At 49.4% G+C, this 15,514-nt stretch carries 13 protein-coding genes; 9 read left to right on the top strand and 4 right to left on the bottom strand.

The annotated features are described in order from the left end of the window. The first annotated feature begins 18 nt into the window (after window positions 1–18). From H70357_RS24665 to H70357_RS24655, 3 genes are all read left to right on the top strand, one after another. A complete protein-coding gene (locus H70357_RS24665) occupies window positions 19–420 on the top strand; it encodes an Rrf2 family transcriptional regulator (RefSeq protein WP_038595098.1) in 402 nt (133 codons plus the stop codon). A gap of 95 nt (window positions 421–515) precedes the next feature. Next, on the top strand, window positions 516–1,412 hold the full coding sequence (locus tag H70357_RS24660) for a class I SAM-dependent methyltransferase (RefSeq protein ID WP_038595095.1): 897 nt from the start codon (window positions 516–518) through the stop codon (window positions 1,410–1,412). 161 nt (window positions 1,413–1,573) lie between these two features. Next, a complete protein-coding gene (locus H70357_RS24655) occupies window positions 1,574–2,095 on the top strand; it encodes a hypothetical protein (RefSeq protein ID WP_038595093.1) in 522 nt (173 codons plus the stop codon). An 87-nt stretch (window positions 2,096–2,182) separates the two neighbouring features. Here the strand turns inward: H70357_RS24655 and H70357_RS34525 are convergent, their stop codons facing one another. Both H70357_RS34525 and H70357_RS24645 read right to left on the bottom strand, forming a co-directional pair. Continuing rightward, the gene (locus H70357_RS34525; RefSeq protein ID WP_052092231.1) at window positions 2,183–3,541 is read right to left on the bottom strand and encodes a response regulator transcription factor; all 1,359 of its coding nucleotides are present in this window, start codon (window positions 3,539–3,541) and stop codon (window positions 2,183–2,185) included. Further along, window positions 3,519–5,249, bottom strand: a complete 1,731-nt coding sequence (locus H70357_RS24645; protein WP_038595092.1) for a sensor histidine kinase — start codon at window positions 5,247–5,249, stop codon at window positions 3,519–3,521. Before H70357_RS24645 ends, H70357_RS34525 begins: the two co-directional genes overlap by 23 nt. A gap of 264 nt (window positions 5,250–5,513) precedes the next feature. Between H70357_RS24645 and H70357_RS24640 the strand changes: the two genes are divergently transcribed. Genes H70357_RS24640 through H70357_RS24620 form a run of 5 tightly spaced genes read left to right on the top strand, consistent with a single transcriptional unit; the run spans window position 5,514 to window position 12,536 of the window. Next, window positions 5,514–6,458 carry an ABC transporter permease gene (locus H70357_RS24640; RefSeq protein WP_052092230.1) on the top strand — a complete coding sequence of 315 codons (945 nt, stop codon included), beginning with the start codon at window positions 5,514–5,516 and terminating at the stop codon, window positions 6,456–6,458. Window positions 6,459–6,473: 15 nt separating this feature from the next. Beyond that, window positions 6,474–7,343 carry a carbohydrate ABC transporter permease gene (locus tag H70357_RS24635; RefSeq protein ID WP_038595090.1) on the top strand — a complete coding sequence of 290 codons (870 nt, stop codon included), beginning with the start codon at window positions 6,474–6,476 and terminating at the stop codon, window positions 7,341–7,343. Window positions 7,344–7,366: 23 nt separating this feature from the next. Further along, window positions 7,367–9,043, top strand: coding sequence for a type 2 periplasmic-binding domain-containing protein (locus tag H70357_RS24630; RefSeq protein ID WP_038595087.1), 1,677 nt, complete (start codon window positions 7,367–7,369; stop codon window positions 9,041–9,043). A gap of 55 nt (window positions 9,044–9,098) precedes the next feature. Then, window positions 9,099–10,481: a family 43 glycosylhydrolase gene (locus tag H70357_RS34520; protein WP_197073614.1), complete on the top strand. Its 1,383-nt coding sequence runs from the start codon at window positions 9,099–9,101 to the stop codon at window positions 10,479–10,481. Window positions 10,482–10,541: 60 nt separating this feature from the next. After that, window positions 10,542–12,536, top strand: a complete 1,995-nt coding sequence (locus H70357_RS24620; RefSeq protein WP_038595085.1) for a beta-galactosidase — start codon at window positions 10,542–10,544, stop codon at window positions 12,534–12,536. A 103-nt stretch (window positions 12,537–12,639) separates the two neighbouring features. Here the strand turns inward: H70357_RS24620 and H70357_RS24615 are convergent, their stop codons facing one another. Together H70357_RS24615 and H70357_RS24610 are read right to left on the bottom strand one after the other, a co-directional pair. After that, the gene (locus H70357_RS24615) at window positions 12,640–14,262 is read right to left on the bottom strand and encodes an MDR family MFS transporter (protein ID WP_038595083.1); all 1,623 of its coding nucleotides are present in this window, start codon (window positions 14,260–14,262) and stop codon (window positions 12,640–12,642) included. A 22-nt stretch (window positions 14,263–14,284) separates the two neighbouring features. Continuing rightward, window positions 14,285–14,713, bottom strand: coding sequence for a MarR family winged helix-turn-helix transcriptional regulator (locus H70357_RS24610; protein WP_038595081.1), 429 nt, complete (start codon window positions 14,711–14,713; stop codon window positions 14,285–14,287). 206 nt (window positions 14,714–14,919) lie between these two features. Between H70357_RS24610 and H70357_RS24605 the strand changes: the two genes are divergently transcribed. Further along, window positions 14,920–15,507 carry a glycoside hydrolase family protein gene (locus H70357_RS24605; protein ID WP_231578312.1) on the top strand — a complete coding sequence of 196 codons (588 nt, stop codon included), beginning with the start codon at window positions 14,920–14,922 and terminating at the stop codon, window positions 15,505–15,507. The last annotated feature ends 7 nt before the right edge of the window (window positions 15,508–15,514 follow it).

Here is a 15,514-nt window from a genome sequence, read left to right as displayed (position 1 = left end):
CTTTGATTGAGGTGGAAGATGAAATATTCAAAGGCAACAAATTATGCGCTGCATACGATGCTCTTTTTGGTGGTGGCTGCGTCCGACAAGCCGGTAGGCGTACAGCAGTTAGCAGAGCGGCAGGAGGTTTCCCCTACGTATCTGTCCAAGATTTTGACCAAGCTGGTGAAAGCTGGACTGATCGAGTCGGCATCGGGTGCGAATGGCGGTTATCGGCTTAAGCGCAAGAAGGAAGACATTTCATTTCTCGACATCATTCATGCCATTGAAGGCACGGCCTCGTTGTTTGATTGCACACTAAATCATCCCAGCGAGTGTCTGATTCAGCAGGAAATGGTGGAAGCTGAACGGCGGATGGAAGAGTATTTGCGGAACAAAAAAATCTCCGAGCTTGCTGCACAGATAACGGTGGCTTTATAACCGCCGTTATTTTTGCAATTAAATTATAGATATAATAAGTCTGTTAAGTCTATTAAATGCAGGCTAAATGATATTCAAGAAAGGGATGAGCAAAGATGGCAACAGATTTATTTGATATTCAATTGTGGGAGCAGGCGTGGAAGGAGGACCCCTCATCCACGGCCAACCAGATGAAGCGTGCTGGCATTGATCCCACGCATGGGTTTGATCATAAGGCCAAGGTGTTTGATGAAGAGGTATTCAGTGAAGGCGGAAGACGCAGAAGCGAGCGGATTATCGGCTGGATGGAAGGGCAGGGAGTGGATTTTTCCGGACTCAGCGTACTGGATATCGGTGCGGCTTCAGGGGGCTTCAGCGTACCCTTTGCCGAGCGCGGGGCCAAGGTTACCGCTGTTGAGCCCAACGTACCGCTGGCTGATTTATTTGAGGCCAATACAGCCCGTGTCAGCTCCGGAAAAGAAAAGATAACCTTAGTGCGGGAAGCATTCGAGGACCTCGACATAGCTGCAATGGGCTGGGAGAAAGGGTTTGATCTGGTATTCGTCTCCATGTGTCCGGTGATCATTGACTGGGATAGCGTGGAGAGAGTGCTGAGCTGTGCCCGTCAATATTGTTATATCAGTACTTCAGCTGGGAGCAGACAGCACAGTCTTATTCATGAGGTGATGCCGCTGCTGACCGGGAGGGAGATGCACCCGGATTCCTCAGATATGGCGTATTTGAACCATCTGCTTTACTTGAAAGGCTATGCCTATGAGTCCATTGTGACACGAGAAATGAAAAGCACCGAACTCTCCGTAGAGGCGGCAATTGAAGAGGTCTTGCAACTGTTGAAGATGCATCATCTGCCTGCCCACGAAGTTTCCCGGAATATTGTTACGGATTATATACGCAGCAAGTATCAAGAGAAGAAGGTAACGGTTCAGCAGGGCGGACGTTTCGGCAAGGTGCTGATCCGGCTGCAGGATCAGAATATGTACAGCAAATCATAAAACGTAGAATCTACCGCTTCTAAGGTGTATTTTCCTTGTGGAAATACGCCTTTTTTCTTTGCGGCCGCAGCAGAATGCGAAAATTGTCGGCCAACCATTTCTATCAGGAGCTGTAAAATGCTAAGATAGTAGTACATTATTTAACGGGGAGTGAATTTCTTATGAAAAAGATTGCTGCCGGATTTCTTGCCGGGGCAATACTGATGGTTAGTGCGCAGGCACTTGGGGCTACCTCTAGTCTGGTAGGAAAGAAAATCCAAGCGGAATATACAATCAACGTGTACGGCAAGAAGCTGGTAGATCCGGCCATAATCATTGATGGAAAAAGCTACGCCCCGGTGCGCGCCATCGGAGAACTGGCTGGCTATAAGGTTTCGATATCTGGCAAGAATATTAATCTGGATGAGAAAGATAGCGGAGCGGGCGCATTGGCCAATGATAAAAATACCAATGCCGTCCTGGGACCGCGGCCGACCACAACACCTGACCCTTTGCCGGCGGTCACCAAAAATAAAATCAAGCAAATTGACGAAAAAATTGATACTGTTGTCGATAACATTCTGGTCACCAGCAGCCTGCTGAAGACAGATGCCAATAATGCTGAATTGAAGCTTAAGCTGGAGCAGTATAAATCGGAATACACAGATCTGCTGAAACAGAAGGATCTGGAGCTGCAGAAGTAAGGAAGAGCATCGTGCTTTCCCGTTAAGTGATCTAAAGACAGGGCGATCCCCATCCTCTAAGTGAGAGGATGGGGATCGCCCTGTTTATTATTGAATCTGTTGTCTGCGGTATTGATAAGGTGTGATTCCATACTGATCCTTGAACAGCTTGATGAAATACTGCGGCTTCTTGTAACCGACCATATGAGAAATATCGATCACATGCAAATTGGACTCTATCAATAGCTGGGAGGCTTTTTCCAATCGTTTGGCTGCAATGAAGTTTGATAGATTCTCACCGGTCTCCTGCTTATACACTTTGGACAGATAGACAGGATGAAGATGAACAATTTTACCCAGATCGTCCAGGCTCAAACCATCGCCGATATGACCGGCAATATGAGATTGTATGGTTTGGACAATATGGCTGTTAGACAATTTTGCGCTTCGCTCGAGTTGTGTGATGCAGAGCAGAATGGACTCAAGTGCAGTGTCCGGTTCTGCCAGTTGACTGAAGATCCAACCTGCGACCTCAACCTGCTGCAGCCGACTGGCAGTGAAATACACCCGCTGAATAAAGTCGAGCAGATATAAGATTTTCTGCTTTCTGGACCCAAGCTGGGCGAAGGTCTTGAGAATGTTCTTTCTGGTCAGCTCCCATTCTCCCGGCTCCCACTTAGGATGAGCAGTACAGTCCTGCAACAGGGTACAGTCACCCGCGTGAACTTCCTCCTGGTAGTAAAACTGGCAGAAGATATGCCGGACGGCATTCTTCCGGGTAAATTCAAATTTCTCTGAAAAGGAAATATTGCTGATGCTGTGCGCGAGCTTCTGAGCGTCGGATTCCAGGATTAATCCTGCCAGCCCCGGGCCTGTCGTCCAAATTAATTGATCCAGCTCCCGGCTGTTGTCTCTTAAGGTGATTTCATCTGCTCCCCCTGCATCTGGAACCTGAAAGAAGCAAAAGGTCTCCTTCAGCAGCACGGTGTCATAAGCGCTGAAATCAGTGCCTGCGGGGGAGGGGCCGCCAATAACGGACAGCAGATAACCCAGTCCGTCAAATTTCTCCCACTTAATCTGGGGCTTCTGCTGCTGCTCATCAATGCTTTTGAGCACTTGCTTCATCGCTTTCTCCATATCCTCTTTATCTACGGGCTTCAGCAAATAATCCAGAGCACCCAGCCGGATCGCTTTCTGCGCATAATCAAATTGGGAGTAGCCCGAGAGAAAAACCACTTTGGTCTTAAGCATGTTCTCATTAATATGCTCCAGCAAATCAATGCCGGACACCTCGGGCATGCGGATATCCGTAATCAGAATATCAATCTGATTCTGATTCAATAGTTGCTTGGCTTCAACCGAATTGGTTGAGGTCACAATCTGGTGTATGCCGAATTTCTTCCAATCCAGCAGATGTTTTAAGTATTCAACAATGTAATGTCCGTCATCCACAATCAGTAATCGCATGTTCTCCTCCTTCATCCAGCGAGAAATCAATGTAGGCCATCACGGACAAGCCGCCCCAGTCATTGGTGAAGAAACGCAGGCCGCTTAATTCGCCGTAAGCATTTTTAAGACGCTGATGTATATTCCACAGACCGATTCCTCTGGAGCCTGGCGGAGGGGATTCGCTTTCGACCCTGGCGGCCAGCAGAACGATTTGCTCCGGCGTAAGCCCCTTGCCGTCATCCGCAATTATGATCAGTGCACCGTCATCAAGAGCTTTTATTTCTATGGATACACGATGGGCGCCTTGCCGTTCCTCAATACCATGCTGGATGGCGTTCTCTACGATCGGCTGGATAATGAGCGGCATAATACGATGTTCTCCCAGCTCCGGGGGCAGGTTGATTTCATAATGAATCTCTTTGCATAGGGACATGATGGATAAAAAATGATCCGCAAGCTGCAGCTCAGAGGCCAGAGTGGCGTCATGGCGATCCAGCTTCGTCAGATAGCGGTAATATTCAGCCAGATGTTTGCTCATCTGCATGACAGCCTCCGGAGACGTCTTCGCCATCGACATAATGAAGAACAGGCTGTTATACAGAAAATGCGGATTGATCTGCGCCTGCAGCTGCTTCACCTCGGCATCTCTCCGCAGCTCTGTTTCAATCTTCAGGGACGCAAACAGATTCTGGGTTTTGAGCACCATGTGGTTAAAGCTTTTGAACAGATTAAAAAATTCATTAACGGGATTCTCGCTGATCCGTGTGCTGTAATTCCCTTGCTCCACCTGATAAAATTTCTTGCCCAGCAAATGAACATTCCGGTAGAAATTACGGTAGAACATCAGAATGACGATCAGCCCAATAATCAGAATGACCAGGATACTGCCTACGAATACCTGCTGATTCCGGTCCAGCGGATTCAAAAAATCACTCATCCGTGTATATGTCACAAGATATGTGTCAATAGGCTCGATATATTTAGACAATACATAATAGTCGTCCTCGCCGGTATGATAGTCAAATTTCAGGATTCTCTGCGTATCCGGTGTAATCGTCTCCTTGGCTTTTTGCTCGATACGGCTGTCTACAGGTTTGCCGCTGATCACCAGGTTGTCGTTCACAAGGAAAAAAGCATTGGAGCTGTCGCCGTTAACCGCTTTGCCCAGCAGGCTGACCAGATATTCCTTCTTGAGCTTCACCCCCACGATGTATTGAATATTTGCCGGGTTTTTGGGCTGATGGATGTAGGGGTAGACTGAAAAATAATACAGGCTGTTATTATAGGTCTGCCAGCCGCGCTCAGTGACCTGTTCGAAGGGAAGCTTGGCCAGCGAATCATGGCCGGTCTGAATAAAGGTGCCATCCGGCTTCCAGTAAATCCCGATAGATTCCACCGCGAGACTCGAAAAGAGCTGATCCGATAACCGGTCCGAGATTTCATTCTTATTCATCTGTGCATCATAATTGCTTAACTCCTGTTTCCGGCTCTGATAGAACCGCACATCATTGTCGGCGGTATACTGGATACCGTACATGCTTGCCTCGGAGATGACGCCATCCATAATGCTCTCCGCATAAGCCAGCTGATTTTTGGAGGAGTTGATCAGACTTTCCTGAATCGTTCTTGAACCCAACGTATTCATGATAAAAAACAGTCCCAGCGTAAGCAGCAGAAAAAAAACGAAAAAGTAGATGAACCGTTTCATATTCACTTTTTTAATCATATTCTCTTCCTCGTTCCCCAAAACTGGCGGTTGCCGGATTCGTATCATTCTGTATAAATCTATCATAATTCATTAAATTCAAAAGAAAAAGATAATCCAGCCGCAAAATGAAAGCGCTTATCAAACATGTTTAGGGATTGGTTATGATCTTTAGATTAAGACATTTTAGGATGAAAGCGCTTTTGCTAACATTAAACCTGAAAGAAAAACTTCTTGGCATGATAAAAGGGGGTAACACAAATAGCTCAGGTTATAAATACCCAAGTGGGGACGTTAAAGACAGATGACAGGAAAAAAAGCAGCAAAAATCCCTGGAATAAGGAGATCAGGAAAAACTGGCCGCTGTATGTGCTCTGTATCCCGGCACTCGTATTCGTTCTTATCTTTGCGTACGGACCGATGGTCGGCCTGGTGATGGCTTTTCAGGATTACAAGCCCTGGCTGGGACTTACCGGCTCAACGTGGATCGGCTGGGACAACTTCGCGAGAATCTTCCAGTATAAAGAAGCGACACAGGCCATTACCAACACGCTCATCATTGCTGTAATCAAAATTATTGTCGGCATTATCGTTCCGATCTTCATGGCAATCCTTTTAAGTGAAATCAGAAATATGGGAGTCAAGAAGAGTATCCAGACCTTGGTGTATTTGCCCCATTTCTTATCATGGGTAACCGTTGCCGGAATTATGATTGATATTCTGGGACTGGACGGCGGCATTAACCACTTTCTGTCCAATCTGTTTGGATCGAAACCGATTTTCTTCCTGGGTGATCCGGTCCTGTTCAGGCCGACGGTTATTATCAGTGACCTGTGGAAAAATTTCGGCTTCGGCATGATTGTCTACCTGGCGGTCATCACCGGGATCGACCCTTCCTATTACGAGGCTGCTGAGATCGACGGCGCTTCACGCTGGCAGCAAATCAGGCATGTTACTTTGCCGAGCATGATGCCGATGATCATCGTCATTGCTACGCTGAGCCTGGGGAATATCCTCGATGCGGGCTTTGACCAAATCTTCAACCTGTACAATCCGCTTGTCTATAGCACAGGAGATATTATCGATACGTACGTGTACCGGTCTTCCTTATTGAATGGACAATACGGGTTCGGTACTGCCGTCGGGTTGTTCAAATCTGGCATCAGTTTTATATTGATCGTCGTTTCATACCGGATTGCCTATAAGGTTGCCAACTACAAGATATTCTAGAAAGGAGCATGGAGAGTGTATCATAAGTCCAAGGGATATAAGATCTTTTCGTTCTTCAATTATATATTTCTGATTCTGATTGCATTATCATGCTTCTTGCCTATGCTCCATCTGCTCGCGCAATCTCTTAGCAGCAAAGCAGCGATAAATGGTAATCTGGTCTCTTTTTGGCCGGTGGATTTCAATGCGGACGCTTATGTCAAAACCTTTAAAAACTCCAACTTCACCGGTTCCATGCAGGTATCCGTGTTCAGAACCGTACTGGGAACCTTAATCAGCATGTTTATTATTACGACTGCGGGTTATGCCTTATCCAAAGATTTCCGCGGACGCAATGCCTTGATGTGGGTTTTCATCTTCACCATGCTGTTCTCCGGGGGGCTAATTCCGTCCTATATCCTGGTCACGAAGCTTGGATTAAAAGATACGATCTGGTCCTTGGTGCTTCCGGGTGCCTTTGGCGCTTACAATTTGATTCTGATCATGAATTTCTTCAAGACCATTCCGAAGGCGCTGGAAGAAGCGGCGTTTATTGACGGAGCTTCGTTCTTCGTGATTTTCCGCAAAATCTACCTGCCGCTGTCGCTTCCCGGCTTGGCCACTGTGGGATTGTTCATCATGGTCGGGCACTGGAACGCCTGGTTTGACGGCATCCTGTATATGTCGAATACTGAGAACTACCCGCTGGCTTCGTTCCTGCAGACGGTCGTCGTCCAAGGCTCTGCCCAGAGTATGGCGCTCAGCCAATCGGAAGCGGCAGCGATGTCGGAGCAAAGCATCAAGGCGGCCCAGATTTTTATCAGCACTCTGCCGATCATTCTGGTCTATCCCTTCCTGCAAAAGTATTTTGTGAAAGGCATCGTGTTAGGTGCAGTCAAAGAATAACCCACTATAAAGGAGCCTACTCAATGAAAAAAACAGGTGTTTTACTCTCCGCCGCTTTACTGATGACTGGATTGCTCGCCGGCTGCGGCTCGGATAACAAGGGATCAAGCTCCGCTGCGGAAGCAACGCTTAAGGACGGGAAATATGATCCTCCGATTACGATCAGCATTGCGAAGCAGCAGGATGAAAATGCCGGCAAATACATCAACGGCGAAAGCCTGAATGACAATGTCCTGACCCGCTGGGGTAAAGAGCATCTCGGCATCCAGATCGAGACCACACTGCTGGGCGGCGATGCGACCCAATATAACACCAAGCTGCGGCTCGCGCTCACCGGCTCCGAGAAACTCCCGGATGTTCTGCCTGTCTATGACACCTCGCTAGAGAATGACCTGATTCAGTCCGGGCTGGTCAAAGATATTACAGAGGACATCAGCAAATATATGCCTGAGCGGCTGAAAGAGATTTATAAGGAATACCCGACGGCCTTCAATCCGGTCATACAGGACGGCAAGGTGTACGGCATGCCGATTGCCCCCAATTTGACGGAAGGCCAAGTGATGCTCATCCGTCAGGACTGGCTGGATAAGCTGAACTTAAAGGCACCGACAACTATCGATGAGTTTGAAAAAGTGATTGCTGCCTTTACGAATGATGATCCCGACGGCAATGGCAAACAGGATACCTACGGATTTGATTTCTCCGGTAAGGATTCCTACAACACAGGCTGGGTCAGTGACTCCGTGATGATCTTCAGTGCCTATACCGGCAAGCATCTTCCGGGCCAATGGTATAGCGAGGACGGCAAGCTCACTTACGGGTCAGTTGCCGAAGGAACTAAGGATGCGCTTGCCAAACTCCGCGACTGGTATTCGAAAGGGTATCTGAACAAGGAATTAGCTACACAGGGCGCATGGGATGCACTGGCTGACTTTACCGAAGGCAAAGCAGGCATTATCATTGGCCGTCCTTGGCTATATGGCAGTGTAAAGGATGTTGAAACCAACGTTCAAGGTGCCAAAATCAGTGCTTATCCCACTATCAGCGGTGTCAGCGGAGATAAGACCTATCAATCCGGTCAACAGAATGACGGAGTATTCATGTTCAATAAGGATTTTAACAATATGGAAGCTTTCTTCCTGTACTACGACAAGCTGTACGATGCGGCATTTGGCACGGGTGACTTCAAGTACGGATATGCCGAAGGTTATGATTATGATACCGTAAACGGCGAAGTTGTCTTTGATTCCAAGAAATTCAACACGCCCATGGATGCTGCACAAGGCGTAGGTAAGATGTCCTTTACTAAGAATACACCAAACGTTGATGGCCCGGGCAAATCGTTCTATGATCTTGCGCAAGGTGCGAAGCCGGATAATGGGGTTCTGATGAGATCGGCAGCCAATGATCCTACCGCCAAAGACGGATATGTTATTTCTTATGAGAACAGAGATGTGCTGCTTCCCAATGCCTTTAACGGACCGCCGACCAAAACGATGCAAACTTCGTGGGAACAGCTGAACACCATGGAGAAGGAAACCTTCACAAAGATCATTTACAGCAAAGAACCGCTTGAAGCTTACGACACCTTTGTTAAGCAATGGCATGACAAAGGCGGCACGCAAATTACAGAAGAAGTGAACGATTGGTACACTAATGCCAGCAAAGTCGATGTAATGTCCAATATGGGCCTGAAATGAGCCAATGATGGAAAATATCTTAAACACGGCTGTCATCCAAAACGGTGTTCCGCTGATGGACTCAAATGGAAATCCCGTACATGCACATGGCGGACATATGCTCTTCGAGGATGGATTCTATTACTGGTTCGGAGAAAACCGCACAGGACGGCGTAAAGTGAGCTGCTACCGCTCCGCGAACCTGGCGGACTGGGAATGGCGGAATGATGTACTGACGCTGGATTCTCCGGTACGGCCGATTTATCACCGCACTTCCCTGGAGCTGGAACCCGGGGAAGCACAGAACCGCGGGTACGGAAAAGGGGCTGTCATCGAGCGGCCGAAGGTGCTTTACAATGCTCTTACCGGCAGATACGTCATGTGGATGCATTGGGAGAACGGGTGCGACTATTCCGACGCGCGGTGTGCGATTGCCGATTGCGGGACAATCGACGGAGATTACGTCTTTCGCGGCAGCTTTAATCCGGTAGGCAACATGTCCCGGGACTGCACTCTGTTTCAGGATGACGATGGTACGGCCTATTTCCTGGCTGCGGCCAGGGAGAATGCAGACCTTATCATGTACCGGCTGTCACCGGATTATCTCAGTATAGAGGAGCAGGTGAAGACATTGTGGCCGGGGCAGGCGCGCGAAGCTCCTGCGTTGATGAAGCGGGGAGGCATCTACTTTCTGATCTCGTCAGCTTGTACCGGCTGGCTGCCCAACCAGGGCGCGTATGCCTGGGCCGGGCAGCTGACCGGCCGCTGGTCGCCCCTGATGCCGCTTGGCGACATTACGACCTACGACACTCAGCCTGCATTTATCGTTCCAGTAACGGATACCGCACAGGGTCAGACCTCTTATTTATATGTTGGTGACCGCTGGGACCCTGCGGATTACTACGCCTCGTCCTATGTGTTTCTACCGCTTGAGTTCCCGTCTGAAAGAGAGATGCAGCTTACGTGGGGAGACCGGCTGACTATAGATCTCGGTTCGGGAAGAATGAAGGCGGAATGCAGCTCCGGCAGCGGGCTGTTCCGGCTGAAGAGTGTAGGCACAGAACTTTATCTTGCCGCGGCGGGTGAGCTTGGAGAACAAGGCCAAGCGCTGAGTGTGGAAGTCCGCAAGCTTGCTTATAACGATAAGCAACAGCAATGGGCCGTGGAGTACAGCGATGACGGGATTGTAAAGCTCATGAACGGGGAGTTCACATTATGCTCCGGAACTTCCGGTGCCTTGACACTGGAGCCTGCACCGGACAACCTTGATAAATCAAGCTGGCTGCTAACAGAGACGGAAGAAGAGGCGCTGATTATCAGCTCCAGGGACAGCAAAGTGCTTAAGGCAGTGAAAGATTCAAGGGAAGGACCGGGCCGGGTGTTCCTTGAACCGGAATCTGCTCATGATCCACGCCTTGGCCCGGATAGGCAGTTGTTTCAGCTGATACCGGTAAGATAACGGGCTGACGGCTGGTCTTATAATTATGGAATCATTTATTTCTGAGAAAAGAGGTTACTTATGAACCTTACGATCCCATTCTCCAATGAATGGTTTCAAGCTGATCATAATTCACAAGTATCCGCGGCTCTGTCCGGCGGCTTCCGGTTGAACACAACGCCCGAGGGCGGGGGAATGGAGCTTCTACCGGGCAGTCTGGACAGTTCTGTATGGCAGGAATACGAGTTTATGAATGCAGAGGTGTATCACGATTCACATGATGTACTGGTGCTGCTATTCAGTTTCCGTGATCAGGACAGCCGTATGATCACCTATCACACAGGCATTTTGCCGGGCGTCAGAACGGTGATCTGTTTGCCGCTGAAGCACCTTAACGGGGAGAAGCTGTTCCTTGACCGTTATCCGGGTGTGATGCAGACCGTGCTGCGCGGAGATGCAAGGGTCGACCGGAAGCGGATTGCAGAGTTCTCCATTGCGACCATTCCTTCAACGACAAGCCGGAGTGTGGAGATTAGCGGATTGTCCCTCAGCGGAGCCGAGCCGGATTTCACCTACGAATATCACCCTTATATTGATGGGCTGGGCCAGCTGAAAGGCAGGGATTGGCAGGGGAAGACGGCCAATCAGGCGGAGTTGAGCGAAAGGCTGCATCTAGAACGCCAGCTTGCAGCTGCGGCTGATTTCAGCGGGAACGGTCTCGGCCGGTACGGAGGCTGGAAGGGACTCGCATTTCAGGCGACCGGCTATTTCCGGACAGAGTTTGACGGCAGCAACTGGTGGTTTGCTGATCCGGACGGCTATGCCCTGTTCAGCACGGGAATGGACTGTGCCGGTCCGGCTTCTCCCATGCGCGCAACCGGCATGGAGCATTTGATCCCGCAGCTGCCGGAGCGGGAAGGGAGCTATCATGAGGCCTGGTCACAGACAGGGCAGGAATTCAGCTTCGGGATCGCCAATCTGATCACAACCTTCGGGTCACAGTGGCGCTCCGCCTGGACGGAGCTGACTGAATACCGGCTGAGACAGTGGGGGTTTAATACGATCGGCAATTGGTCCGATGACGGATTTATCAAGAGTTCGGAGCTTCCCTATGTGTATCCGCTGTCTGATTTTCCGGCGACGGAGCAGACGATCTTCCGCGATTTCCCCGACGTGTTCAGCCGGGAGTATGAGCAGAATGCAGAGGGATTCGCGAAGCAGCTGGTTCCGCTGCGCGGAGATCGGCGGATGATCGGCTATTTCATGCGCAATGAGCCGCATTGGGCATTCGTGGACAGTCTGAATTTGACGCAGCTGATGCTGAAATCACCGGTCCGTTATGCCAGCAAGGAACGGTTCGTCCAGTGGCTGGGCGAAAAATACGGGACTGTGGAGCAGCTGAATGAGGCGTGGGCCAGCAGCTACGCCAGCTTTGAACAGCTGTACACACCGCATGATACGGCAGCCTCGGATCATCCCGTAAGGGAAGCGGACTACACACAATTCAACCGGATGATGATCCGGCGGTATGTCGAGATTCCGGCACGCCTATGCAAGCAGGCGGACCCGAATCATCTCAATCTGGGCATGCGTTATGCCTGGGTGGGCAGCGATGATGTGCTGGAGGGCTGCGAGTGGTTTGATGTCTTCTCGCTGAACTGCTACCAGTTCGCTCCTGACCGGGAACAGATCATGCATATCAGCGAGCGGTTGGGCAAGCCGGTCATGATCGGAGAATATCATTTCGGCGCAGCGGACGGCGGCATGCTGGCTTACGGCATACGCGCGGTGGCAACCCGGGAGGAGCGCGGCGCTGCCTACCGCTACTATGTCGAGCAGGCTGCAGCCATTCCGCAGCTGATCGGGGTGCATTATTTTCAGTGGAATGATCAGCCGGTGCTGGGGCGTTTTGACGGGGAGAATTACGGGATCGGCGTGGTGGATGTCTGCAACCGGCCGTATGAACATTTTGTAGAAGCAGCGAAGCAGGCCCATGAGCAGATGTATCCGGTGCGGACCGGCCTTGTTGAACCCTATAATGTACTTCCTGCAGAGATACCCAAAACAGGATTCTGACGGCACAATCCTTACTGATTACACTAAAAGGGCAATCCCGGGTCATAGTGACCATGGATTGCCCTTTATTTAGAATATTAGAATATGATTTAATCCATTACACTTAAGCTTTTTCTACCGTAAGCTTGGAAGGATTCAAGCCTTCCGCTTCCCCTTCGGCAGGAGCCTTGTTCGAAGTGCGGAGCGGCAGCTCCTTCAGGAAGAAGACCAGAATAAAGGCGACAACCAATACGATGGTCCCTGTCAGGAACACGGTGGACAATGTCTGACCCAGAGCGTCACGGATGCTGTCAATCATCTGAACAAAGATCGGCTGGGCATCGGCTGGCAGGCTGGCTTGTGTCTGCTCAAGCAGCGGCTTGTTCATCAGCGCCTGCGGATTGGCGAAGGCCGTCATCTGCTGGGTCACTGCCGGATCCAGCTGAGAGAAGTCCGCTGCTGAGGAAGACTGCAGGGCTTCCTTGAGATGTTTCGTAAGATTGTTCGACATAACAGTCCCCATCACAGCGATACCGATGGTGCCGCCGAGGTTACGGAACAGCTGCGACGAAGCGGTAACTGCACCAAGCTCCGTATGGGAAACTGCATTTTGTGTAGCCAGCGAGAATACAGGCATACCCAGACCAAGGCCGAGACCGAATACGATCATACTCAGAACTGCCATTGGCACATTGTTCATGAATACCATAATCGCCATGCCGGCAATCATAACCGGTACGCCGATCAAGGCATAACGTTTGTATTTTCCTTTTTTGGCGATCATCTGGCCGGTAAAGGTACTGGCAACCACCATAACGATCGACATCGGCATTGTGACATAACCGGCGTAAGTAGCGGAGATACCGAGCACACCCTGCACGAAGAACGAGAGATAAATCATCGCGCCCATCATGCTGAAGTTCATAATGAACCCGATCAGGTTGGAAATTGTAACTACACTGTTTTTAAATAAATGAAGCGGCAGAATCGGATTCTTCGCTCTGGTTTCGGTGAAAATAAAGACAAGCAGCGAAACAACGGATCCGGCTAACAGGCCGAGAATTTGGGATGAACCCCAGTCATATTCCGTACCTGCCCAAGAGAAGGCCAGCAGCAGCGGAACAATGGTCGTCGTCAGGAACAGTGAGCCGAGATAGTCGATGCTTGTAGACTCTCCGCGTTTGGCTTTCGGGAACAGGGCCAGGATCAGCGCAAAAGCAACAAAGCCGAGCGGCAGGAAGATCCAGAAGAGCCAGTGCCAATCCATATGGTCAACAAGATAACCGCCGAGTGTCGGTCCAAGTACACTGGAGAAGCCGAAGACAGCCGTCATTAGGCCCATCCATTTGCCGCGTTCACGCGGAGGGAACAGGTCGCCTACAGCTGTGAATGCGGTGGACTGGATAATACCGGCGCCCACGCCTTGAATCCCGCGGTAAATGATGAACTGATACACATCATCCGAAGTACCGGTCAGAAAAGCTCCGACCATAAATATCAGAATCCCTGCCAGCAGAAAAGGCTTGCGGCCGAACATGTCGGACAGCTTGCCGACAAGCACTGTGGCGATTGTTGAAGTCAGCATGTAAATATTGATCGTCCAGGTATAGTAATCCATACCGTCCAGTATCGCGATAATGCGCGGCATAGCCGTGCTGGTAATCGTCTGATTGATCGCGGCAAACAGCATAGCTGCCATAATGGCGATCATAATGGTAAGCTTGCGCTTATCAGATAAATGTTCCATTGATTTTTTCCCCACCGTTTTTTTATTTTTTGTCTAATTCCGAGATTAATACTCCAAAAATTCTTCTTAAATGTGCGATATCCTCATCAGGCAAGATGCTGAAGTAGGAGCCCATGATCTCCTTTTGTTTATTATGCGCCTCCTCGATTGCAGCTTTTCCTTCCTTCGTCAGTGTAATATTAACCACTCGTCGATCGTCAGCCGCCCGTTCCTTCTCGACGTAACCTTCAGCAAGCAGCGAGTCTGTAACACCTGTGATTGCCGCGGGGGTCATGTTAAGCGCAGCGGCCAGCTGGGATACCATCATCGGGCCTTCCTTGGACAGAAAATGCAAAGCCTTGAATTGGGTCAGGCTAAGGGCAAAGCCTTGTTTATTCCAGCCCTGAGCCATTCCTTTCAGGAACGTTTTGAACATGGTAGAGATTTCAAAAAAATCATTGTGATCGGACAAAACTTCACCTCCGAAAGCTGTATGGAAAAACGCGGACAAGTTAATTTAGTGTTTAATGATTAAGTGATAAATAGTTAAATACTAAATTATTAAGCTGTGAATCAATATATCACCATTTTTTTATCCCGTCAAGACAACAAGCTAGTGAAATTTTCTTTGATTCTAATCGTTAAGAAGTAAATGGTTAAATACTAAAATAATAAACCGTGAATCAATATATCATCAAACTTTTATCCAGTCAAATGATTACCAGAGAAGACTATGTCATTCACTGGTCTTCTTCGCATGCCTCCAATAATTATGGGGATAAGGCCATCTATAATACACGTACCAAGGATTTTGACAGCTTTAGCGAACCCCGGATGCTGTTCCGGAAGGATGGCAGCGGAATTATCGATTCGGCAATTTATGAAGAGAACGGCATGTATTACCGCTTCTTAAAGAGCGAGGCCAACCCGGCGGGGATTATTCTGCAGAAGGGCAGAACTCTTACCGGAGAGTACACCCGAATTGAAGCCTTTGATGAAGAAATGGCCAAGCTGGGCCACAGTGCTTATGAAGCACCTACAGCATTTAAGCTGAGCAACGGCAAATGGTGCCTGATGCTGGACTTTTTTGGTGTGGAAGGGGAGGGTCAGGGCTACGTTCCTTTTATAGCGGATGAAATCGACAGTGGACGGTTTATCCGCTCAGACGAGAGCTTCAGCTTCCCGTACGGTTTCAAGCACGGCACAGTGCTGGCTATTACAATGGAAGAATACAACCGGATCAAGGAAGCATTCGCCGGACAATAGAGCAAAA

The sequence above is a fragment of the Paenibacillus sp. FSL H7-0357 genome (assembly GCF_000758525.1).
Lineage (GTDB): Bacteria > Bacillota > Bacilli > Paenibacillales > Paenibacillaceae > Paenibacillus_AQ.
This window is presented reverse-complemented; position numbering and strand designations above follow the sequence as displayed.

Coding starts and splice junctions, on each gene's coding strand:
- H70357_RS24645 (WP_038595092.1), bottom strand. CDS start 5,249: ATGATTAAAAAAGTGAATATGAAACGGTTCATCTACTTTTTCGTTTTT.
- H70357_RS24660 (WP_038595095.1), top strand. CDS start 516: ATGGCAACAGATTTATTTGATATTCAATTGTGGGAGCAGGCGTGGAAG.
- H70357_RS34520 (WP_197073614.1), top strand. CDS start 9,099: ATGGACTCAAATGGAAATCCCGTACATGCACATGGCGGACATATGCTC.
- H70357_RS34525 (WP_052092231.1), bottom strand. CDS start 3,541: ATGCGATTACTGATTGTGGATGACGGACATTACATTGTTGAATACTTA.
- H70357_RS24615 (WP_038595083.1), bottom strand. CDS start 14,262: ATGGAACATTTATCTGATAAGCGCAAGCTTACCATTATGATCGCCATT.
- H70357_RS24630 (WP_038595087.1), top strand. CDS start 7,367: ATGAAAAAAACAGGTGTTTTACTCTCCGCCGCTTTACTGATGACTGGA.
- H70357_RS24620 (WP_038595085.1), top strand. CDS start 10,542: ATGAACCTTACGATCCCATTCTCCAATGAATGGTTTCAAGCTGATCAT.
- H70357_RS24665 (WP_038595098.1), top strand. CDS start 19: ATGAAATATTCAAAGGCAACAAATTATGCGCTGCATACGATGCTCTTT.
- H70357_RS24655 (WP_038595093.1), top strand. CDS start 1,574: ATGAAAAAGATTGCTGCCGGATTTCTTGCCGGGGCAATACTGATGGTT.